The 20,652-nt window shown below is 73.1% G+C and carries 18 protein-coding genes; 4 read left to right on the plus strand and 14 right to left on the minus strand.

The features are described 5' to 3' along the window. Positions 1 to 67: 67 nt before the first annotated feature. A complete protein-coding gene (locus EU555_RS22845; protein ID WP_135417588.1) occupies positions 68 to 832 on the minus strand; it encodes a transporter substrate-binding domain-containing protein in 765 nt (254 codons plus the stop codon). 149 nt (positions 833 to 981) lie between these two features. On the opposite strand from EU555_RS22845, the gene EU555_RS22850 reads away from it, so the two are divergent. Continuing rightward, positions 982 to 2,094 carry an FUSC family protein gene (locus tag EU555_RS22850; protein WP_135417524.1) on the plus strand — a complete coding sequence of 371 codons (1,113 nt, stop codon included), beginning with the start codon at positions 982 to 984 and terminating at the stop codon, positions 2,092 to 2,094. Positions 2,095 to 2,099: 5 nt separating this feature from the next. On the opposite strand, the gene EU555_RS22855 is transcribed toward EU555_RS22850, so the two are convergent. From EU555_RS22855 to EU555_RS22870, 4 genes are all read right to left on the minus strand, one after another. Further along, a complete protein-coding gene (locus EU555_RS22855; RefSeq protein ID WP_135417525.1) occupies positions 2,100 to 3,203 on the minus strand; it encodes an NHL repeat-containing protein in 1,104 nt (367 codons plus the stop codon). A 76-nt stretch (positions 3,204 to 3,279) separates the two neighbouring features. Beyond that, the gene (locus EU555_RS22860) at positions 3,280 to 3,903 is read right to left on the minus strand and encodes a LysE family transporter (RefSeq protein WP_135417526.1); all 624 of its coding nucleotides are present in this window, start codon (positions 3,901 to 3,903) and stop codon (positions 3,280 to 3,282) included. A 490-nt stretch (positions 3,904 to 4,393) separates the two neighbouring features. Further along, positions 4,394 to 5,224, minus strand: coding sequence for a hypothetical protein (locus EU555_RS22865; protein WP_135417527.1), 831 nt, complete (start codon positions 5,222 to 5,224; stop codon positions 4,394 to 4,396). Between the two features lie 47 nt (positions 5,225 to 5,271). Beyond that, complete coding sequence (locus EU555_RS22870) at positions 5,272 to 5,664, minus strand: PepSY domain-containing protein (protein ID WP_135417528.1); 393 nt, start codon at positions 5,662 to 5,664, stop codon at positions 5,272 to 5,274. Positions 5,665 to 6,011: 347 nt separating this feature from the next. On the opposite strand from EU555_RS22870, the gene flhA reads away from it, so the two are divergent. Beyond that, positions 6,012 to 8,129 (plus strand): flagellar biosynthesis protein FlhA, encoded by a 2,118-nt coding sequence (gene flhA / locus EU555_RS22875; RefSeq protein ID WP_135417529.1) that lies wholly within the window; start codon positions 6,012 to 6,014, stop codon positions 8,127 to 8,129. Between the two features lie 91 nt (positions 8,130 to 8,220). After that, positions 8,221 to 8,751: a gamma carbonic anhydrase family protein gene (locus EU555_RS22880; RefSeq protein WP_135417530.1), complete on the plus strand. Its 531-nt coding sequence runs from the start codon at positions 8,221 to 8,223 to the stop codon at positions 8,749 to 8,751. Positions 8,752 to 8,857: 106 nt separating this feature from the next. Here EU555_RS22880 and EU555_RS22885 read toward each other — a convergent pair whose 3' ends face one another. The 3 genes from EU555_RS22885 to EU555_RS22895 form a co-directional block, all read right to left on the minus strand. Continuing rightward, complete coding sequence (locus EU555_RS22885) at positions 8,858 to 11,206, minus strand: putative bifunctional diguanylate cyclase/phosphodiesterase (RefSeq protein ID WP_135417531.1); 2,349 nt, start codon at positions 11,204 to 11,206, stop codon at positions 8,858 to 8,860. 253 nt (positions 11,207 to 11,459) lie between these two features. Then, on the minus strand, positions 11,460 to 11,963 hold the full coding sequence (locus tag EU555_RS22890) for a hypothetical protein (RefSeq protein WP_135417532.1): 504 nt from the start codon (positions 11,961 to 11,963) through the stop codon (positions 11,460 to 11,462). A 7-nt stretch (positions 11,964 to 11,970) separates the two neighbouring features. Next, a complete protein-coding gene (locus EU555_RS22895) occupies positions 11,971 to 13,455 on the minus strand; it encodes an AMP nucleosidase (protein ID WP_135417533.1) in 1,485 nt (494 codons plus the stop codon). 93 nt (positions 13,456 to 13,548) lie between these two features. Between EU555_RS22895 and tsaA the strand changes: the two genes are divergently transcribed. Then, complete coding sequence (gene tsaA, locus EU555_RS22900) at positions 13,549 to 14,142, plus strand: tRNA (N6-threonylcarbamoyladenosine(37)-N6)-methyltransferase TrmO (RefSeq protein WP_135417534.1); 594 nt, start codon at positions 13,549 to 13,551, stop codon at positions 14,140 to 14,142. Here the strand turns inward: tsaA and EU555_RS22905 are convergent. From EU555_RS22905 to EU555_RS22930, 6 genes are all read right to left on the minus strand, one after another. Beyond that, positions 14,108 to 15,259: a GNAT family N-acetyltransferase gene (locus tag EU555_RS22905; protein ID WP_135417535.1), complete on the minus strand. Its 1,152-nt coding sequence runs from the start codon at positions 15,257 to 15,259 to the stop codon at positions 14,108 to 14,110. The genes tsaA and EU555_RS22905 overlap by 35 nt on opposite strands. Further along, a complete protein-coding gene (locus EU555_RS22910) occupies positions 15,256 to 16,566 on the minus strand; it encodes a lipopolysaccharide biosynthesis protein (RefSeq protein ID WP_135417536.1) in 1,311 nt (436 codons plus the stop codon). The genes EU555_RS22905 and EU555_RS22910 overlap by 4 nt, the downstream gene beginning before the upstream one ends. A gap of 242 nt (positions 16,567 to 16,808) precedes the next feature. Then, complete coding sequence (locus EU555_RS22915; RefSeq protein WP_135417589.1) at positions 16,809 to 17,258, minus strand: hypothetical protein; 450 nt, start codon at positions 17,256 to 17,258, stop codon at positions 16,809 to 16,811. Between the two features lie 183 nt (positions 17,259 to 17,441). Next, positions 17,442 to 17,828: a hypothetical protein gene (locus tag EU555_RS22920; protein ID WP_205820984.1), complete on the minus strand. Its 387-nt coding sequence runs from the start codon at positions 17,826 to 17,828 to the stop codon at positions 17,442 to 17,444. Between the two features lie 73 nt (positions 17,829 to 17,901). Continuing rightward, positions 17,902 to 19,377: a UdgX family uracil-DNA binding protein gene (locus EU555_RS22925; protein ID WP_135417537.1), complete on the minus strand. Its 1,476-nt coding sequence runs from the start codon at positions 19,375 to 19,377 to the stop codon at positions 17,902 to 17,904. After that, a complete protein-coding gene (locus tag EU555_RS22930; protein ID WP_135417538.1) occupies positions 19,378 to 20,589 on the minus strand; it encodes a putative DNA modification/repair radical SAM protein in 1,212 nt (403 codons plus the stop codon). Positions 20,590 to 20,652: the final 63 nt, after the last annotated feature.

The following is a 20,652-nucleotide window of genomic DNA, read 5'->3' on the forward strand; positions in this document are numbered from 1 at the left end:
GGGCCGCGCGGCCCCGGGATGACGTGAGACGGGGAGTGTCCGCGAGGAACCCCAGAGGCGCGCGCGCCTACTCCGCCGCCTTGGCGAGGGCGGCCTGGTAGGCGCCGCTCTTCAGCGTCTTCGTCAGCCAGCCGTCGACCGCCGCCTTCAGGGCCGGGTCGCGGGTCATCCAGTAGGCCTTGTCGGCCTTGTCGAAGGTGTCGGGCACGGCCGCCGGGCAGAGCACGCCGGGATTGCGGCGCGACTGGTAGTCGACCTCGGCGCCGTCGGTGACCATCACGTCGGCCCGGCCCTCGGCCAACTCCTTGAAGATGGCGCGGTTGTCGGGAAACACCCGCACCGAGGCGTGCGGGAAGTTGGCATCGGCGAAGCGCTGGTTGGTACCGCCGGGATTGACCACGACGCGCACCTCCGGCTTGTCGATGTCCTTGACCGAGACGAAGCGGCCCTTGTCGGCGCAGCGCACGATCGGGCGCTTGCCGTCGGTCAGCACAGGCACCGAGAACTCGGCCACGGCCGCGCGGTCGGGCGTGACGCTGACGCCGCCCATGGCGACGTCGTAGCGGTCGGCGAGGAGGTCGTCCTTCAGGGTCTTCCAGGTGGTCGGCACGATCTCGACCTTGACGCCGAGGGCCCGGGCGAGCTCGCCCGCCATCGTCACGTCGGCACCCTTGATGGTGCCGTCGGGCAGGCGCAGGGAATACGGCGCGTAGTCGCCGGTCAGGCCGACCCGCAGCGTGCCGTCCTGCCTGATCGCGGCCAGCGACCGCGCCTCCGCCGGCACCGCCGCCGCAACGGCCAGGATCCCCATCACACCCGCGAGCTTGCGCATCGTCACCGCCCTGATCTCTGCCTTGTCGTTAACGCGTCTGTCGTAGGGATATCGCATGGGCCCGGTAAAGCCAGCATGACGGCTCGACCACACGCGAACCGGCCCTCCGGCGGTTGACTCGAGGGCCCCGCACCGGCTCCTACGCGGCCATGGCCTCACTCCCGGACAGCCTGCGGCGGGTCCCGCGCCTCATCGCCCGCCACCGGTCGCGGCTGACGCAGGCCCTGCGGATGACCGCGGCGAGCCTCGCCACCTTCGTGCTGGCCGAATCCCTCGACCTGCCGCAGGCCTACTGGGCCGTCATCACGGCGCTCATCGTGACGCAGAGCAGCGTCGGCGGATCGCTGAAGGCGGCGCTCGACCGCTTCCTCGGCTCGGTGCTCGGCGCCTGCTACGGCGGCGCGGTCGCCTTCGCGATCCCGCATCACGGCGGCGCCGCGACCCTCGCCGCCCTGTTCGTGGCGGTGGCGCCGCTCACGCTCGCGGCGGCGGTCTCGGCGGGGTTCCGGATCGCGCCGATCACCGCCATCATCGTGCTGCTCTCCACCACCGGCTCGACGCTGGGCCCCCTCGCCTTCGCGCTCGACCGGATCTTCGAGATCGGGCTCGGCTGCGTCGTCGGGCTCGCGGTCTCGCTCCTGGTGGCGCCGGCCCGGGCCGCCCGGGCGGTGACGGCGCAGGGCGCGAGCCTCGCCCGGCTGCTCGCCGACCAGCTCGACGCGCTGGCCCGCCTCGATGCGGTCGAGACGCCCGAGGCCAAGGCCCTGCCGCCGGCCGTGCGCCGGGGGCTGTCCCGCCTCGAGACCCTGGCGGGCGAGGCGGCGCGGGAGCGCCGCAGCCGCCTCTCGGCCGCCCCCGATCCAGACCCGCTGCTGCGCACCCTGATGCGCCTGCGCCACGATCTGGTGCTCCTGCGCCGCGCCATCGCGGAAGCCGACGAGGACGTGCTGCGGGTCCATCTCGCCGAGGCCTGGGGCACCGCCGCCAGGGCCGCCGCCTCACGCCTGCGGGCGACGGCCGACGCCCTCGAGTCCGGGCGCCGGCCCGCCGGCGACGACGCGGCCCTCGCGGCGGCGATCGCCGGCTACCGCGACGCCATCGACGGCATGCGCCAGCGCCAGGTGACCCGGACGCTGTCCACCGACGGCGTCGGCCGCATCTTCTGGCTCGCCTTCAGCCTGGAGCAGCTGAGGCGCAACCTCGACGACCTCGCCGAACGGGCGGCGGATTTCGCCGCGCCCGAGGCCGGGACCGGCGCCTAGGCCCGTCACGGCGTGCGCTTGCGCAGCACCATGTTGCCCTGGAGCAGGAACTTCTGGGCCCGCTTGCCGGTGTCGACCTCGGTGGTGAAGATGGTGCCGCGGGAATCGATCGCGAGGTTGTGGACCCAGTGGAAGTCGCCGGCCATGCGGCCGTTGCGGCCGAAGCGGCCGAGAACCGCGCCGTCCTCGCGGCGCAGGGTGCGGACCTCGTTGTTGGCCCCGTCGGCGTTCATCAGGTAGCTCTGCGCCTCGTCCGGCCAGAGCGCCAGCTCCCAGACCGAGCCGTTGGCCCGGGTCTGCGGCTCGACCTTGAACTCCTTGACGAAGGTGCCGTCGCGGCGAAACACCTGGACCCGGTCGTTGGTGCGGTCGCACACGTAGACGAGGCCGTCGCGGGCCACCTGGATGCAGTGGACCGGGTTGCGGAACTGCCGGGGCGGGGCCGCGGCCGGGTCGTAGGGGCCGAGCGCCTCGTCGGTCGGCGGCTCGCCGTAGGCGCCCCACATCCGCTTGAACGCCCCGGTCTCGGCGTCGAACACGATGACCCGGTGGTTGTAGTAGCCGTCTGCGACGTAGAGCTCGTTCGTCTCCGGGTCGACCTGCATGTTGGCCGGCTTGCCGAGCCGGGTGGTGTCCTGGCTGTTCGTCTGCGGCCCGGACTTCCCGATCTGCATCACGAAGCGGCCGTCCCGGGTGAACTTCAGGATCTGCCCGTCCTGGTCGCCGTTGCCGGCAAGCCAGACGAAGCCCTTGTGGTCGATGTGGATGCCGTGCTCGTTCTGCGGCCAGTCGTAGCCCTGACCGGGACCGCCCCACGACTTGATGAGGTTGCCCTCCTGGTCGAAGACCAGGACCGGCGGGGCGGGCACGCAGCAGCGGCTGCGGGGCGGGGTGAGGCTCGCGGCCTTCTCGTCGTCGGTGAGGGTGCGGGGCCGCTGGATCACCCAGACGTGGTCCTCGGCATCCACCGCCACGCCCGCGGCCTGGCCCATGATCCAGTTGTTCGGCAGGGGTTTCGGCCAGAACGGATCGACCTTGAACGTCGGAGGGTCTTCCGCAAGGGCAGGCGCCGCGCAGACGAGCGCGACGAGGACGGCGATCCAGCGCATGGTGTTCCTCCCGATATTCGTTGCCGTCCAGTGTAGGGGAGGTTTACCGGGCTGCGCCAGTGCCGGGCTGCCGGGCTCAGCCTTGAAACGCGCGCCAGACCGCCAGGGCGGCGCAGGCGACGAGGGCGGCCGCCAGGGTGGTGCGGGCGAGGCGCCCTCCCCCGGCCAGGCGCGCCCGGCAGGCGGGGCGGGCGAGGACGAGCCCGATCAGGCCGAACCACGTCGCCGCCATGCAGAACACGATCCCGCCCGCCGCCGGGATCGCCTCCCGGCTCGGATGGGCGAGGAAGAACCCGGCGAAGAAGGCGAGGCTCACCGGGTTGGTCAGCGCCGCCCCGAGGCCCAGCACGAAGGTCCCGGCGGCCCGCCCCCGCACGATCCGGGCCCGATCCTCGGCGAGGCCGGCCCGGTCCCTGACGAGCCGGCAGGCGGCGCGCAGCATCAGCAGCACGAACAGGGCGGTCCCGAGATCGGTGACGAGCCGGCTCGCCGGCAGCAGGGAAGCACCGAGCCCGGCGATCGCCGCGGCGAGGCCGGCCCCGCAGGCGACGCCGAGGGCGGCGGCGACCGGCCCCTGCCCCGACGCCGCGACGCTCGCCCTTACCACCACCAGCAGGTTCGGCCCCGGCGTGGCCAGGACGGGCGCATAGGTGGTGACGAGCGGTCCGAGCAGGGCGGGCCACGTCTCGTGATCGAACATCAGGGATCCCCCAGGGGGCAGCTCGGGCAAGGGCGGCTCGAGCGCCGGTCGGGATCCATAAAGATGCCAAATGTGCGCGGTGCGCGTCGTTCACTTGAAGGAGGTGACGTGCGTCGCCGCACAGTCCAGAGATGTCAATCCGGAGGATTTCGCCGGCCGATCATCGCGCACGAGGCCGGGGCGAAGAAGTATTTCATTCCAGCAAGTCTCGCCCGTCGAAAATCCCCAGACACCGCTCTCCTGGCCCGGTAAGCCGCTTTGGACTTACGGCCTGGAGGGAAGTGGGAAGCGGCAGGGCGTCAACGTCACGGTTCGATCTGCATTGGGTGGGGCTCTCGCACGGGGGACGGGCTGCCCACCCGAATTGCCGCCGTCACGGTCACCCACCGCCGATACCGGACCCGATATGAGGGAGCGGCGGCAGGGTTGCCCCTGCCGCCGCATCGTTGTTCGAGAGGTCCGGTCTGGGTTGGGATCAGCGCCGCCCGATTCAGCGCCGCTCGGTGCCGAGGGGCTGACGGGCCGGGGGCAGCTCGTCCTCGATGCCGAGATGGCGCTCGCGGGTGGTGCCGGGCAGGCCGGGATCGACGGTCTGCGCGGTCGGCGCGGCGCCGGCCGCGAACGGCATGCCGCCGGTGTTGAGGCCGGTGGTGGTGCTGCCGGCCGCGCCCACCGCCGACGAGCCGCCGGCGACCGCCGCCGGGTTGGTCAGCGAGGGAGCGGTCTCGTCGTGACGGCCGGTCCAGCCCTCCTGGCGCCAGCCGCGGGTGCGGTCGTCCATGTCGACCGAGCCGTGCTCCTTGAGGATCGCGGTGACGCGGTCGGCATGGGCGTCGTCCGCCCGCACGGTCACCAGGGTGCCGCCCCGGCGCACGCCCTCGGCGTAGGTATGGGCGTGCTCCTCGCTGAGGCCCGCGCCGGTGAGCGAGCCGATCAGGCCGCCCGCCGCCGCGCCGACGCCGGCGCCGGTGAGCGTCGCGACGAGCCAGCCCGCGGCGACCACCGGGCCGACGCCCGGAATGGCGAGGAGGCCGAGGCCGGTGAGCAGGCCGGCGCCGCCGCCGAGCACGGTGCCGAGCGAGGCCCCGGCCCCGGCGCCGTTCGAGGCGTCGTGCGCGGTCTCGCCGGTGGTCGCGTCGCGATGGCCGGCATGGGTCTCGCCGGCATGCGTCTTGCCGACATGGGTCGAGTAGCGATCGTCCTGGTTGTTGGCCACGATGCTGATGTCGGCGTGCGGCACGCCGGCCGCCTCCACCTTGCGCACCGCCGCCGAGGCGTCGTCGTAGCTGTCGAACAGGGCCGTGATGGTACGGGTCGCCATGGGCGTCGTCCTTCTGGTCGAGAGGAGGGAGTGCTGAGCGCTTTGCGTCAGCGGGCGGTCGAGACGTTGCCCTTGAAGTCGAGGCCGACCGTCACGGTGTTGCCGGACTGCATCGCCTGACCGCGCCAGATGCCCTGGTCGTCCTTCTTGAGGTCCTTCACGTCCTTGAAGCCGGCCTGCTCCATCCGGCTGCGGGCCTGGGCCTCGGTGAAGCTGTTGGCGCCGGGCTCGAGCTTGGCGTTGGTGGCGACGGTGCCGGTGGTGCCCGGGTTGTTCTTGTCCATCATGTCGGTGTTGGGCCGGGTCACCGCCTCCTGGCCCTGGGACTGGGTGCTGGGCTTGGCGTCGCGCGCCGGGTCGCCCGTCACGGTGGTCTGGGCCTGCGCCATCCCGGTTCCGAGAGCGCCGAGGGCCGCGAGGGTGATGAGGGTCTTGCGCATGGTCTCCTCGAACCTTGTCTGACCAATCGATGCCATCTCAATCATTGCCGGCCGGCTTGGTTCCGCAGGAGGAACGTTGATCGCACGAACGCTGCCACGCTCGTGACACTTGTGTTTCAGCTTCACCATTGAAGCCGGCAGTTTTGTTTTTAATCCGTGCTGCGTCGCACAAAAACAGAACGGAATGATTGTTCCTGTCCGAAACAGGACATTCGTTCATCGTGAGGCGCCGAGGCCCATGAACCGGGCACCGGCACCCGGTCCCGGGCGCGCGTTAACCGATCCCTAACCATGCACCCGGCAGGAATTGCCGGGCCGGCGCGGGTTCGGCCGGCGGGGTGGATCGGATGAGCGAGACGGGAGCCATCGGCGCGGGCCGCATCTTCGCGCTGCCGTCGCGGGCCGACCTGATCGGGCTCACGCGCCGCAGCGACCTGGTGCTGGCCGTCTCGGTGCTCGCCATCCTGGTGGTGCTGATCTTCCCGCTGCCGGCGCTCCTCCTCGACCTCCTGCTCGCGGTCTCGATCATCCTGTCGGTCCTGATCCTGATGACCGGGCTGTTCATCGAGAACCCGCTCGAGTTCACGGTCTTCCCGACGGTGCTGCTCATCGCCACGATGCTGCGGCTCGCGCTCAACCTCGCCTCGACCCGCCTGATCCTCGGCCACGGCCACGAGGGCACGGCGGCGGCCGGCCACGTCATCGAGGCCTTCGGGCACTTCGTGATGGGCGGCAACTTCCTGATCGGGATCATCGTGTTCGCGATCCTGATCATCGTGAACTTCGTCGTCATCACCAAGGGCTCGGGCCGCATCGCCGAGGTCGCGGCCCGCTTCACCCTCGACGCCATGCCGGGCAAGCAGATGGCGATCGATGCCGACCTCTCGGCCGGCCTCATCGACGAGAAGACCGCCAGGACCCGCCGCCAGTCCCTCGAGGACGAGTCGTCGTTCTTCGGCGCCATGGACGGCGCCTCGAAATTCGTGCGCGGCGACGCGATCGCGGCCCTGCTGATCACGGTCATCAACGTCGTCGGCGGCATCATCATCGGCGTCGCCCAGCAGAACATGAGCTTTGCCGACGCCGCCAAGAGCTACACCCTGCTCACGGTCGGGGACGGCCTCGTCAGCCAGGTGCCGGCCCTGATCGTCTCGACCGCGGCGGGCCTGCTGGTCTCCAAGGCCGGCGTGCGCGGGGCCGCCGCCCGGGCGCTCGGGCGCCAGATCGCCAACTACCCGAAGGCGCTCGGCATGTCGGCCGGCGTGATGCTGCTCATCGCGCTCCTGCCCGGCATCCCGATGCTGCCGTTCCTGAGCCTCGGCCTCGGCGCCGCCTACCTCGCCCGCCGCATCGCCCTCCTGCCCAAGCCCACGGAGGCGGAGATCGCCGGCGCGCCGGCGGCGGAGGGCGGGGCCGCCCCGGCCAAGGAGGAGACGGCGGGCGAGCTCCTGAAGCTCGACGACCTGAAGCTCGAGATGGGCTACGCGCTGCTCGCCCTCGTCAACGGCACGGCCGGCCAGGACCGGCTCACGGACCAGATCCGGGCCCTGCGCCGCCAGCTCGCCGCCGAGCTCGGCTTCGTGATGCCCTCGGTGCGCATCCTCGACAACGTCCAGCTCGACGCCAACACCTACGTGGTGCGGGTCAAGGAGATCGAGGCGGGGACCGGCCAGGTCTTCCCGGGCCAGTTCATGGCGATGGACCCGATGGGCGGCCAGGTGCAGCTGCCGGGCCAGCACATGCTGGAGCCGACCTTCGGCCTGCCGGCGACCTGGGTCGACGCGGCCTTGCGCGACGAGGCCCAGCTCAAGGGCTACACCGTGGTCGACGCCGCCACCGTGGTCTCGACCCACCTCACCGAGGTGATCAAGGCCCACGTCGCCGACCTCCTCAACCACGTCGAGGTGCAGAAGCTCCTGAAGGAACTGCCGAAGGAGCACGGCGACCTCCTGAAGGAGGTGGTGCCGAGCCAGATCGCCACCACGGGCATCCAGCGCGTCCTGCAATACCTGCTGGCCGAGCGGGTCTCGATCCGCGACCTCGGCACGATCGTGGAGGGCATCGCCGAGGTGGCCGGCCACATCAAGAACCCGCGCGACATCGTCGAGCACGTCCGCGCCCGCCTCGGCCGCCAGATCTGCGCCCAGTACCAGGGCCCGGGCGGCGTCCTGCCGATCATCACCCTGTCGCCGGCCTGGGAGGGCGCCTTCCTCGAAGCGATCGTCGGCCACGGCGACGAGCGCCACCTGGCGATGCAGCCGTCGAAGCTGTCGGACTTCGTCACCACGGTGCGCGACCGCTTCGAGGAGGCGGCGCGGGTCGGCGAGATGCCGGTGCTCGTCACCTCGGTCCAGGCCCGGCCCTTCGTGCGCTCGATCATCGAGCGGTTCCGCCGCGAGACCCCGGTGATGAGCCAGGCGGAGATCCACCCGCGGGCCCGGCTGAAGACCGTCGGCTCGGTGTAGCGCGGCCGCCTCGCGCCGATGCCGCGGGCGGCGGGCTGACGCGACCGGCGGGGCGTGCGAAAGAGGCCGACCGACACCGGAGGACACGCCCATGCCGCTCTACGCCCTCGACGACGTCAGCCCGGTCCTGCCGGACGACGGCAGCGCCTGGATCGCCCCGAGCGCCCACGTGATCGGGCGGGTGCGGCTCGGGCGCGAGGTCGGGGTGTGGTTCGGCGCGGTCATCCGCGGCGACAACGAGCCGATCGCCGTCGGCGACCGCACCAACATCCAGGAGGGGGCGACGCTCCACACCGATGCGGGCTTTCCGCTCACCCTGGGCGAGGGCATCACGGTCGGGCACGGCGCCATCGTGCATGGCTGCACGGTCGGCGACAACACCCTGATCGGGATGGGCGCGACGATCCTCAACGGCGCCCGCATCGGCCGCAACTGCCTCGTCGGCGCCAACGCGCTCGTCACCGAGGGCAAGGAGTACCCCGACAACAGCCTCATCGTCGGCGCCCCCGCCAAGGCGGTGCGGGTGCTCGACGAGGCGGCGGTGGCGGGCTTGCGCGCCTCGGCGGACCGCTACGTCGCGAACGCGAGGCGCTTCGCGCAGGGGCTGCGGCGGGTCGACTGAGCACCGGACGCACGTCCGACCGCCATCCCGCCGACGTCGCCATCCCGGGATGGCGACCGAGCCATCAAGGGTGCCGCCGCACGCGAGCAGGCGGCGCCTCAGCCCCTCAAGCGGCCTCCGTCCCGCCGCGGGGCGCCTCGCGGGTGTGCTCGGCGAAGAGGGCGATCGGGCCGGGGCGGCCGAGGAGGTAGCCCTGCGCCTCGTGGCAGTTCTCGGCGTCCAGGAAGGCGAGCTCGGCGCGGGTCTCGACGCCCTCGGCCAGGACCGGCAGGCCGAGGCCTCGTCCCAGGCCCAGAACCGCCCGCATGATCGCGGCGGTCTCCCGGTTGACGTCGACGGCGCGGATGAACGAGCGGTCGATCTTGATCTTGTCGAACGGGAAGGCCCGCAGGTTCGACAGCGACGAGTAGCCGGTGCCGAAATCGTCCATCGCGATCCGCACGCCGAGGGCCTTGACCCGCCTGAGGGTCGCGAGCGCCCGCGGCAGGTCGCGGATCAGCGCCGTCTCGGTGATCTCGAGCTCGAGCCGGGCCGGCGCCAGGCCGGTGGTGAACAGGATCTCGTGGACGAGCTCGGAAAAGCCCGGGGCGTGGAGCTGGACCGCCGAGACGTTGACGGCGATGCGCAGCGGCTTCTCCCAGGAGGCGGCCTCGCGGCAGGTCTCGCGCAGCACCCACTCGCCGATGCCCAGGATGCTGCCGGTCTCCTCGGAGATCGGGATGAACAGGTCGGGCGGGACGTTGCCGCGCTCCGGATGCTCCCAGCGCAGCAGAGCCTCGAACCCGACGACGATGCCGGTATCGACCGCCATCTGCGGCTGGTAGACGACCCGGAACTCGCCCCGCTCCACCGCGTGGCGCAGGTCGTGCTCCAGGGAGCGCCGGTCGCGGATCTGCGCGGCCAGGACCGGCTCGAAGAAGCGGTGGACGCCGCGGCCGTGGCTCTTGGCGCAGTAGAGCGCGGCGTCGGCGTGGTTGAGCAGCGTCTGGCCGTCCTCGGCATCGGTCGGGCAGAGCGCGATGCCGATGCTGGTCGCCAGGATCGGCCCGCTTCCGGCGCGGGCGTTGCCCTCGCGGATCACCCGCAGCACCTCCTCGGCGAGGTCGCCCGCCTCCTCTCGCCGGGCGAGGTCCGGCATCAGGATCGCGAACTCGTCGCCGCCGAGGCGCGCCATCATCTGGCGCGGCCCCAGCACCGGCGAGACCCAGCGCGCCAGCGCCTGCAGGAGCCCGTCGCCCATGGCGTGCCCGTAGAGGTCGTTGACATCCTTGAAGCGGTCGAGGTCGAGGCAGAGCACCGCCACGAGACGGCCGGTGCTCCGCGCCTGCCCGATCGCCTCGTCCAGACGGGCGCGGAAACTGGCCCGGTTAGGCAGTCCGGTCAGCGTGTCGTGATGGGCCAGGAACTGGATGTGCTGCTCGGCCTGGCGCCGTGCCCGCAGGTCGCGGATCGCCACCGCGTGGCAGGACCGGCTGCCGACCGGCCGGCGGATCACGTCGACCGGCAGCGCCTCGCCGTCGGCCCCCACGAGTTCGGCCTCGATGACCACGCCGTCCGGAACCGAGTCGAGGCGCTGCGCCACCGGTTGCGGCAGGATCTCCGTGACCGGCCGTCCGACGAGCGCCGCCGGCGCCCGGCCGATCAGCTCGGCGAGGCTGGTATTGACCGTCACGATGCGCCCGCCCTCGCAGACCGCGATGCCCTCCACGGCAGCGTCGGCGAGGTTGCGCATCAGCTCCTGGGCCTCGCGCCGGCGGCGGGCCCGGCCGTCGAGGGTCAGGCCCGTGAAGGCGAGGACGAGGAGCGTCAGGCTGGCAAAGCCCAGCGAGGCCGCGAACTGACCGTCGAGGGTCACGGGGACGAGCCCGCCGCCGGCCGTCAGGAGCCCGACGGCGTGCGGCAGTATCACGGCGACCGAGAGGAGCAGCGCGCCGGCGGTCCGGCTCGCCGAGCTCTCCCGCAGGCTCAGGCCGAGGGCGAGGCCCGCCAGGACCATGCCGCTGCCGAAGGACAGGCAAAGCCCCGCGAGCCAGGCCGGCCCGCCCGCCCCCGGGAGGCCCACCGACACCGCGGCGGCGACTCCGGCGAGGCCGAAGCCGATCAGGCCGCCGCCGAGTCCCGGCGCGATGCGGCGCGGCGCCGAGACGGCAGCCCGCAGGCCGCCGCCGACGACGAGCGTCATGACGACGAGGCTGAGCAGCAGGAACTCGCGGTGCCGCAGCAGGTCGTCGGCCGGGCGCACCGAGACCTGGGCGATGACCTGGCTCGCCCACAGGCCGAAGCCCCCCGCGACCGCGGCGGCCGACAGCCAGATCCCCCGGCTGGTCCCGGTGGTGGCGCGGGCGTGGTGGAGCAGGTCGATCGCGGTGATCGCCGCGAGGACGCCGATCAGGAGCGACAGGCCGACAAGTCGCCCGTCATGGAGAGAGACCAGGGCTTCGGCGGTCTGCAGCATGGAAGTTCGCGTCCGGCCTCGACTTCGGGCAACCTGACCGAAGGGCGGTTGCGAACCGGTAAAAACGCCGCCGCCGAATCCCCGCCGGGCAGGCTCGAACAGCGTCAACATCGCCGTCAAGGGACCGAAAGCGGCCGGCCCGCCGCAGCCCTCCGGGCGGGTGATTGTCCAGACAGGACGATCGTCTTGTCGACGGGGCCGATGACGCAGAGAAGCCCCACGCGACATCACCAGCAGATAACCCCGAGGATCGTCATGTTCCGTCGAGCCGCAGCCGCGTGATCGCACAGCCGCGGGCGACGATCTCGCTCGGGGCCAGGTCCGGGAACAGGCCGGCGTAGCGGCGGATCAGGGCGGCCGCCAGGGCTCCGGCATCGCGGATCGCCGGCAGCGAGACCGCGAAGAGGTCCGGCGTCACGGCGGCGACCGGGACGCGCTGGCGCACCTGCGTGCACAGGCCGCGGCGGTACCGGGTCGGATCGAGGACCGGCAGCTCCTCGGAGCCGTCGGGACCGCGCCGTCCCGGCCGCAGGATCGGCAGCAGGGCGTAGCGCGACCCGACCCGGTTGATGGTGCGCTCGAGGTTGAAGTGGACGAGATCACGGCCGATCTCGGTGAGGCCGGAGAAATCCTCCTCGTGCAGGCGGATCAGCGCGTCGACGCGCAAGGCGGCGGCGAGGTCGGCCACCGCCACGACGCGCGCGGCGGCGCCCTCCGCCACGGCGACGTGGCGGCTGTTCGAGATCGGCAGGGGCATCCGAGCCCTACCGGAACGGCGGCTCGTCGAAGCTGCGCAGCTTGCGCGAGTGCAGCCCGTGCCGGTTGCCCCGCAGGGCGTCGAGGGTCGCGAGCCCGATCAGCAGGTGCTCGCCCACCGCCCGCTCGTAGAACGCGTTGGCGGCGCCCGGCAGCTTGATCTCGCCGTGCAGCGGCTTGTCGGAGACGCAGAGCAGCGTGCCGTAGGGCACCCGCAGCCGGTAGCCCTGCGCCGCGATGGTGCCGCTCTCCATGTCGACGCCGATCGCCCGCGAGAGGTTGATCCGCCGGCGCTCCTGCGACCAGCGCAGCTCCCAGTTGCGGTCGTCGTACGTCACCACGGTGCCGGTGCGCAGGCGCTGCTTGAGGGCCTCGGCCCGCTCGCCGGTGACGCTGGCGGCGGCCTCCTGCAGCGCCACCTGGACCTCGGCGAGCGCCGGGATCGGCACGTCCGGCGGCACCAGTTCGTCGAGGATCCGGTCGCGGCGCAGATAGGCATGCGCCAGCACGTAGTCGCCGATGGTCTGCGACTGGCGCAGGCCCCCGCAATGGCCGACCATCAGCCAGCAATGCGGGCGGAGCACCGCGAGATGATCGGTGATCGTCTTGGCGTTGGAGGGGCCGACGCCGATATTGACGAGGCTGGTGCCTTGTCCTTGGCCGTCCCTGCCGACGAGGTGGTAGGCCGGCATCTGGAACCGGTGCCAGGGCGAGGCGGCGATGAGCGCGTCGGCCTGCGCGCCCGCCGCCTCCCCGGCCTCGACCGAGACCCCGCCGGGCAGGACCAGGCGGGCGTAGCGCTCCGGCTCCGCCGCCAAGGCCTTCAGGCCGACCCGCACGAACTGGTCGACGTAGCGGTGATAGTTGGTGAGCAGGATCCAGGGCTGGATCTGGCGCCAGTCGGCCCCGGTATAGTGCACGAGGCGGCGCAGGGAGTAGTCGACCCGCGGCCCGTCGAACAGGGCGAGCGGCCGGGGCTCGTCGCCGGCGTCGAGCCACAGCCCGTCGGCGATCTCGTCGCCGACGCTCGACAGCATCGGGGTCGGGAAGTGGCGCGCGAGGTCGCTCGAGGTGACGCCGCGGGCCAGTTCCGCACCGGGCTCGACCACGTAGGGGTACGGGATCTCCTGGGCGCTCAGGCCCACCTCGATCGTGGCGCCGTAATCCTGAACCAGCGGGCGCAGCTGCTCGAGCAGGTAGGCGCGGAAATGCGCCGGCTGGGTGAGCGTGGTGGCGTAGACGCCCGGCCCCTGGAACTTCGCGGTGGCGCGGGTGATGCGCGGCATCGGGCCCGTGGGGCGATAGGTCAGGCGCAGCTCGGGATAGCGGAAGGTCAGCCGCTCGGCGGCGTCCGGGGCGACGCCCTCGGCGAGGAAGCGCGACAGGGCGTCCCGCAGGCTCCCGGTGGCGGCGGCGTGGAGCGCCGCCAGGCGGTCGACCGCCGTCTCGGGGTCGGCCACGGTCTCCATCGGTCTCAGCTCGTCGGCGAACACGGTCGATCGGTCTCCCTGATGCCCGGCGGGCCAGCCTATACCGGGCGAGGCGGCGGGGCGACCCGGATCCCGCACGGTTCGACGAGGTGAGGCATGAGCGAGGCGGATGCGGGGAATTCCGGCGCGGGGTTCGGCCCGCGCCCGGGCGAGGAGGCGGTCGCGCTGCCGGCGGCTTACGATGCCGGGCTCTACTTCGTCGGCCGGGTGCGCACGCCCTGGACCCGGCGGGAGGAGTGCCCGCGCAACTCGGCGCAGTCGGACGCGGTCTGCACCCTGGAGGTCGAGCCCCGCTTCGCCCCGGCCCTGCGCCGCCTCGACGGAACCACCCACCTGCTCGTCCTCTACTGGATGGACCGGGCGCCGCGGAACCTGGTGGCGCAGCAGCCCCGCCACGCGCCCGAGCCGCGCGGCACCTTCGCGCTGCGCTCGCCGGCCCGCCCCAACCCGATCGCCGTCTCGGTGGTGGAACTCCTCGGCATCGCCGGCGGACAGGTGCGCGTGCGCGGGCTCGACTGCCTCGACGGCACGCCGCTCCTCGACATCAAGCCCTACTTCGCCTCGACCGATGCGCGGCCGGAAGCCCGCGTCGGCTGGCGCGAGGCGGACGCCGCCCGCGTAGCCGACGCGGCCCGCGGGCCCGACCCGTCCGAGGTCAGCGGCCCCGCAGGCGGGCGAGACGCGCCTTGATCCAACCCTTGGCGGCGTGCTGGCGCCGGGCTCGGTTCGCCACGCGCTCCGGCGACGGCCCGCCCGGGGGCGAGAGCACGATCTCGGCGATGCGGGTGCGCTCGGGGTACAGGTCGTCGAGGACCGCACTGTCCAGGGTCGCCGAATCGAGCCGGTCGGCGAAGCGGCTCTCGTGCAGGGCCCGCACGATCTCGGCCTCGAGCAGCACGCCGGGGGCGAGGTGGCGCAGAGCCTCGTCGTAGGCCGTCTTGAGGAGCGTCGCGGTGCCGCCGCCGACGAGGGCGAGGCTCGCGGCGACCACCCGACCGTCGAGGCGCAGCAGGTCGGCCCGCGCCGTCACCGGCCCGCCGCCGGCGCGAAACAGGTCCCGGGCGAAATCCGCGGTCTCGCGGCGGCACGCGAGCGCCGTGCCGGCCCGCCCCTTCCAGCCGCTCGCCTCGAGCGCCAGGAAGGCCTCGACCGCGCGGGCGAGATCGCCGTCCGGCCCCACGGCCTCGATCGTCACCGCGCCGGCCTCGTCCAGGCGCCGCCGGCGCCGGCGCAGGTCCTTGAGACGGCCCTTGTGCGGGTGCGCCGTCAGGAAGGCGTCGTGGCTCGCCCGCCGGTCGAGCACGGGGCGCAGGACGCTCGCGACCTCCGCCCGGCCCCAGCCGTCGCGGGCAAGCGCCGCGAGGAGCGCCGGCCCGACCGGCCCGTCCGTCGGCAGCAGCGGCCACCACCACGGGCAGCCAAGCGCCCGCATGCCGGCGGCGAGGCTCGCGAGCGCCGGCGCGCCCTCGGGGCCCGCGGCGACGAGCGGGGCCGTCACGGTGAGGTAGGGCGAGGCGAAGGGCCGGGCGACACGACCGAGCCCGAGGGGGCCGCGCCCGGTCCGGAACGGCAGCAGGGCCAGGAGCTGCGGGCCGGCCCGCACCGCGAGGCAGGCGAGATCCGCCGGCCCCAGGCGATGATCGCGATGCGCCTCCAGCACCCGCCGGGAATAGTCGGGATTCGATCCGGCGGCCCGGGCCGCCAGGGCGTCCCAGGCGGCGGGCTCCCGGCTCAGCCGCGACAGGTCCGTGACCTCGCAGACCAGGTCCGCGGCCCGCCCGGGCAAGGGGATCGCGTGGGCGTTCATCGGGCGAAGGCCGGGGTGAGAAGGCCGAGGCGGCGATGGGCGAGGACGGCCAGCACGCCGCCGCGGCCGGCGGTGACGAGGGCGGCGGCCAGCGCCGCCCCGCCGAGCCCGAGGAGCGGCACCAGCGCCAGGGTGAGGAGAACCGCCGCCGCGAGGAGCGCGACCGTGACGGCGGCGCAGGCGCGCTCGGCTCCCAGCATGGTCAGGAGGTCCTCCGCCGGCCCGCAGGCGGCGGCGAGGCCGTGGCCGGCGACCAGCACGGCGAGGAGCGGCAGGGCGGCGCGGAAGTCAGGCCCGAACAGGCCGAGCAGCAGCGGGCCGGCCGCCACCACGGCGAGGCCGGTGGCGAGCGTGGCGAGGAACGTCAGCCGCGACCAGCGCCGCACCAGCGCCTCGAGCCCGGCCCGGTCGCCGCGCGCCTGCGCCCCGGCGAAACGCTGCGCGGTGACCGAGGAGGCGGCGTACTGGACGAAGACCACGAATTGCAAAAGCCGCGTCGCCGCGAAATAGGCGCCGACCTCCGCGGGCGGCAGCAGGAAGCCGAGCACCAGCACGTCGACGAAGTTGAAGCCGGAGCCGGCGAGGTCGATCAGCGCCATCGGCAGCGCCGCCCGCATCCAGTCGCGCCACGGATACAGCGCCCGGGTGGGACGCGCCTCGGCCGCAAGGCGCCGCAGCAGGATCGCGGCCTGGAAGGCGAGCGACAGGGCGGTGGCGGCGAGCGTGCAGGCCACGGCCACGGAGGCCTCCGCCGGCGCGCCGATGCCGACCGCCGCGAGCATCAGCCCCATGATCAGCCCCTGCCGCAGCAGGTAGGGCGGCGCCACGGCGAGCAGCGTCCAGTCGCGGCCGCGCGCCACGCCCTCGCAGAAATCCTGGAGCGCGAAGAGCGGCAGCACCAGCGCGGCGACGAGGATCGCGGCCGTCTGGGCACCGGTGACGAGGCCCGGGACAAACCACAGTACAGCGGCGCCGATCACCGCCAGGGCCGCGGCGGCGGCGAGCGAGAAGACGGCCCCGAAGACGAGGAAGCCGCGCGCCGGCCCGCCGGCCTCCTTCGCCCGGTAGGTCGGCAGGAACCGGCAGGCGGCCTGGGACAGGCCCCAGGTCGAGGCATGGCCGAGAAGCGCGGTCCAGACCCAGATCGTGGCGAAGATCCCGTATTCCCCGGCTCCCATCAGCCGCGCCATCAGCACCTGGGCCACGAAGGCGCAGGCCGCCGCGGCGATCCGCACGCCGAAGACCGCGAGCGCGGTGCCGGCCCGTCCGCCCGCCTCCGCCTCGCCGAGAGAAGCCCCGGCCGCCATCCCGCCGCTCCGCCAACCCGCGCCGCGCGAGGCTCCTCGATAGCGGTCCGGGCTTGCGGGGGAGTTAAGTGGATCGGATGAAATGCGGCGGGGCTGGAGACGGGATGTCCTGGGAGGCGCGCCGGCCCGCTTCGCGCGCGAGAGGTTTGCTGCGGGCCCTGCAAGACATCGCAGCGGGCAGGCCGCGCGGCGGCGCCGCACCGGCACGACCATCCAGGCCCTGTCGAACCGCGCGGAGTCCCTTACGGCTCCGCGGCCGGCGCGACCGCCGACGCCTCGCTGTCCGGACGGGGCTCGGCGTTGGCGAAGGCCTTGGTGGTGAGCAGCGGCTCGAGGCGGCGGGCCAGCTCCTGGCCGAGATGGCGGGCGTAGGGGCCGGTGAAGTAGCGGCCGCCGGCGCCGCGGCCCTCGAGGTGGTCGCGGGCCTTGGTCATCGCATCGACCTCCGGCCGGCACAGGAAGCCGATCACCCCGGCCGCCTCGTACCAGCGGCCGGCCCGGGCATGGGCCAGGGCCGCCGGGTTGTTGCCGATCGTCTCGGCGAAGCAGTCGGTCGCCGCCTGCTCCAGCGGCGCGAGCACCGCGCGCCGGTGCTCGGCCCGGGAGACCGGCGCCGCCGCCGCCGGGTGGGCCGCGGCGGCCAGCTCGACCGCCGCGAGGGTCCAGATCACACCGTAAAGCAGAGCTCTCATCATCCGGGCCTCGGCCGAATCAACCGCCTTGTTCCGGGCAAGCCTCATGCCGATCATGGGCGGATCTGCGGCGAAACACGGAGAAATATACACGCGTCCCGGCCGAGCCTGTGTTGCCGCGAAGCCAGGCCAGGAGAAATTCGGTCTGCGGGAACTTGGCCGGACGGAGCGCGGCCGGGAGAATCAGCCGCGGCGTTCGGCGTTCCAGCGGCCCTTGCAGACGGTCGAGCCGGAGGTGGTCCAGGTGCCGTTGCCGGTGCCGTCGCCGAGGCGCCCGACCACCTGGGCGGCGGCGTCGCCCCGGCTGATCGTCGCCCGGACGCCGCCGCTCGGCTGCACCCGGCCCGTGATGGTGAAATCCCCGCCGCCCGCGTAGCGGGCCTGGCCGTTCTGGATGATGACGCCGTAGCGGTAGGCCCGGTCGCAGGAGCCGCTCTCGGTGATGACCTCGACGCTCCAGGTGCCGTCGAAGCGGTTCTGTGCCTGGGCGCGGCCCTTGGCGGCGAGGGCGGGCGCGACGGCGGCCGCCAGACAAGCTCCCGCCGCGAGGGCGGACACGATCAGCCTCATGGTCCTCGTTTCCCGGTTCGGTCTGGCGACAAACTCGGCAGCACGGGGTTGGTTGCCGCAGTGCAGCGTTTCCTCAGCAGGCGTCCTCGCGATCCTGGACCGGCCCCGCCGCGGCCGGCACCGCTTCGGAGGCCAGGACGGCTGCCGAGACGGCGGCGCGCCGCAGGTCGTCGAGGAAGCCCGCATAGGCCTCGCTCCGCGCCTCGTCGGGCAGGCGCAGCAGGTAGGAGGGGTGGACGGTGATGAAGCCCCGGTACGGCCTGTCCCCGAACGAGGCCGGGCCGCGGGCGCGGGTGATCGGGACCGGCCGGCCGGAGAGCGCCAGCGCGGCCGTGGCGCCGAGCGCCACCACGACACGCGGGGCCACGAAGGCGAGCTCGCGCTCGAGCCACCAGCGGTAATGCGCGACCTCGCCGGCGGTCGGCGTCCGGTGGAGGCGGCGCTTGCCGCGCACCTCGAACTTGAAGTGCTTGACCGCATTGGTGAGGTAGGCCCGGTCGCGGTCGATCCCCGCTTCCCGCAGGGCCCGGGACAGGAGCTGGCCCGCCGGCCCGACGAAGGGCCGGCCCTGCAGGTCCTCCTGGTCGCCCGGCTGCTCGCCCACGAAGGCGAGGGCGGCCCCGAGCGGGCCTTCCCCCAGCACCGCCTGCGTCGCGCCCGGCACCAGGGGCTCGGAGGCGCGGATGATCGCGTTCAGCGCCGCGAGGGAGGCGGGCTCCTGCGCCGCCATGGCGGCGAGCGCCCGGGCCGGCACGCGCTTGACCGGCGGCTCGGGGGCGCGGGCGATCATCTGCCCGACGCGGCGGCCGGCCTCGCGGACGAGGCCGGGGATCGCCGCCGTCTCGGGCAGGTTGTGCCAGTACTTCTTCGGCATCTCGGCCCGCATCGCCGCGAGGTTGGTGCGAGCGGGGTTGAAGGTGCTCGAATAGTAGTCGGTCCACCCGGCCTCGAAGGCGTCGACCTCCGGCACGTCCTCGCGCCGGCCGGGGGGCCCGAAGCTCAGGGAGGATCCGTCCCAGTGCGCCGAGCCGTCCGGGGTCAGGATCGACCAGTCGAAGGACGGGAAGCGGGCGGCGAAGAACGGCGCGGCCTCCGCCAGGATGTGGTGCTCGGGCTCGAACCAGGCGGCGAAGCGCTCGCGTCCGCCCTCCCCGGCCCCGGCGCGGCGGAAGCGCAGGAAGGCGTGCATCTTGTGCAGGTCGCGCCCCACCGCCTTGCGCATCAGGGACAGGCGATGGACCAGCGGGTCGCTCGCCACCTCGGCGAGGTGGCGCTCACCCTGCAAGACACGCCAGACCAGGCGGTGGAGCAGGCCGTAGCGCTCCGGGTCGCGGTGCATCACGACCGGCGATACGAGGGCGGCCACCGCCCGCGGGAGGGCGAGCGCCGGCGCCGCGGCCGAGGCCTCCTCGGGAAACAGCGATGCGGCATCGCCCTCGACCCAGGTCACCGCCTCCGGCGGCACGTTCGCCTGGGCGAGGTGCCGGATCGCCGCGCGAAACCCGCCGAGGTCGGCGCCGGGCCGCAGCCGGATCGTGCGGGCGCGCATCTAGAACAGGCTCAGCTGGCGCGGCGGCTCGGCGAGGCGCGCCCGCAGGTCGAGCCGGTCGGTGAGCCGCACCGGCGCGTAGTCGGCGGCGATGAGGAACGGCCGGGCGCGCTTCAGCCCCGAGGTCAGGCGGGCGACGTCGTCGAGCCGCAAGGTCGCGTGGCGCCGCGCCGCCACGATCTTGTCGACCGCCCGCACCCCGAGGCCCGGCACCCGCAGCAGCATCTCGCGCTCGGCCCGGTTGACGTCGACCGGGAAGCGGTCGCGGTGGCGCAAAGCCCAGGCGAGCTTGGGATCGACGTCGAGGGCGAGCATGCCGGATTCGGTCGCCCCCGCGACGTCGTCGGGCGAGAACGCATAGTACCGCATCAGCCAGTCGGCCTGGTACAGCCGGTGCTCGCGCTGCAACGGCGGGGATTGGCTCGGCAGGATCGAGGCCGCGTCGGGAATCGGGCTGAAGGCCGAGTAGTAGATCCGCTTCAGGCCGTAATGGTCGTAGAGCCGGGCGCTGGTGCGGATCAGCGATTCGTCGGTGCTGGCATCCGCCCCGACGATGACCTGCGTCGACTGGCCGGCGGGGGCGAAGCGGCGGCGCTCCTCCTTGGCCTGCAGGATGCGCTCGCCCATCTGGCCCATCGCCGTCTGGATCGCGGCGCCGTCCTTCTCGGGCGCCAGCCGCTCCAGGCTCGCCTCGGTCGGCAGCTCCAGGTTGATCGAGAGCCGGTCGGCGTAGAGGCCGGCCTGCTCGATCAGCCACGGGCTCGCCTCGGGGATCGTCTTCAGGTGGATGTAGCCGCGAAAGCCGTGGCGCTGGCGCAAGGCCTTCGCCACCCGGATCAGCTGCTCCATCGTGTGGTCGGGCGAGCGGATGATGCCGGAGGAGAGAAACAGCCCCTCGATGTAGTTGCGCTTGTAGAACTCGACCGTCAGCGTCACCACCTCGTCGACCGAGAACTTGGCCCGCCGGACGTTCGAGGAGCGCCGGTTGACGCAATAGGCGCAGTCGAACAGGCAGTAATTGGTGAGCAGGATCTTCAAGAGCGAGACGCAACGCCCGTCCGGCGTGTAGGCGTGGCAGATGCCGGCCCCGGTCGTGGAGCCGAGCCCGCCGGCCTCGGCCTTGCGCCGCGGCGCGCCGGACGAGGCGCAGGAGGCATCGTACTTCGCGGCGTCGGCGAGGATCGTGAGCTTCGTCTTCAGGGCGTCGTCCATGTCCGCAACCTGGCTCCCGTTCCTGATTTGTTCAAGACGGAAGCGCCGGATTCCCCGTGGTCG

The organism is Methylobacterium nonmethylotrophicum, assembly GCF_004745635.1.
GTDB lineage: Bacteria > Pseudomonadota > Alphaproteobacteria > Rhizobiales > Beijerinckiaceae > Methylobacterium > Methylobacterium nonmethylotrophicum.

Excerpts from the sequence above, each read along its gene's own strand:
- EU555_RS22915 (WP_135417589.1), bottom strand. The coding sequence starts at position 17,258 with ATGAGAGCTCTGCTTTACGGTGTGATCTGGACCCTCGCGGCGGTCGAG.
- EU555_RS22905 (WP_135417535.1), bottom strand. The coding sequence starts at position 15,259 with ATGAACGCCCACGCGATCCCCTTGCCCGGGCGGGCCGCGGACCTGGTC.
- EU555_RS22850 (WP_135417524.1), top strand. The coding sequence starts at position 982 with ATGGCCTCACTCCCGGACAGCCTGCGGCGGGTCCCGCGCCTCATCGCC.
- EU555_RS22880 (WP_135417530.1), top strand. The coding sequence starts at position 8,221 with ATGCCGCTCTACGCCCTCGACGACGTCAGCCCGGTCCTGCCGGACGAC.
- EU555_RS22890 (WP_135417532.1), bottom strand. The coding sequence starts at position 11,963 with ATGCCCCTGCCGATCTCGAACAGCCGCCACGTCGCCGTGGCGGAGGGC.
- flhA (WP_135417529.1), top strand. The coding sequence starts at position 6,012 with ATGAGCGAGACGGGAGCCATCGGCGCGGGCCGCATCTTCGCGCTGCCG.
- EU555_RS22920 (WP_205820984.1), bottom strand. The coding sequence starts at position 17,828 with ATGAGGCTGATCGTGTCCGCCCTCGCGGCGGGAGCTTGTCTGGCGGCC.
- EU555_RS22925 (WP_135417537.1), bottom strand. The coding sequence starts at position 19,377 with ATGCGCGCCCGCACGATCCGGCTGCGGCCCGGCGCCGACCTCGGCGGG.
- EU555_RS22930 (WP_135417538.1), bottom strand. The coding sequence starts at position 20,589 with ATGGACGACGCCCTGAAGACGAAGCTCACGATCCTCGCCGACGCCGCG.
- EU555_RS22865 (WP_135417527.1), bottom strand. The coding sequence starts at position 5,224 with ATGGCGACCCGTACCATCACGGCCCTGTTCGACAGCTACGACGACGCC.
- EU555_RS22860 (WP_135417526.1), bottom strand. The coding sequence starts at position 3,903 with ATGTTCGATCACGAGACGTGGCCCGCCCTGCTCGGACCGCTCGTCACC.
- tsaA (WP_135417534.1), top strand. The coding sequence starts at position 13,549 with ATGAGCGAGGCGGATGCGGGGAATTCCGGCGCGGGGTTCGGCCCGCGC.
- EU555_RS22845 (WP_135417588.1), bottom strand. The coding sequence starts at position 832 with ATGCGCAAGCTCGCGGGTGTGATGGGGATCCTGGCCGTTGCGGCGGCG.
- EU555_RS22885 (WP_135417531.1), bottom strand. The coding sequence starts at position 11,206 with ATGCTGCAGACCGCCGAAGCCCTGGTCTCTCTCCATGACGGGCGACTT.
- EU555_RS22910 (WP_135417536.1), bottom strand. The coding sequence starts at position 16,566 with ATGGCGGCCGGGGCTTCTCTCGGCGAGGCGGAGGCGGGCGGACGGGCC.
- EU555_RS22870 (WP_135417528.1), bottom strand. The coding sequence starts at position 5,664 with ATGCGCAAGACCCTCATCACCCTCGCGGCCCTCGGCGCTCTCGGAACC.
- EU555_RS22855 (WP_135417525.1), bottom strand. The coding sequence starts at position 3,203 with ATGCGCTGGATCGCCGTCCTCGTCGCGCTCGTCTGCGCGGCGCCTGCC.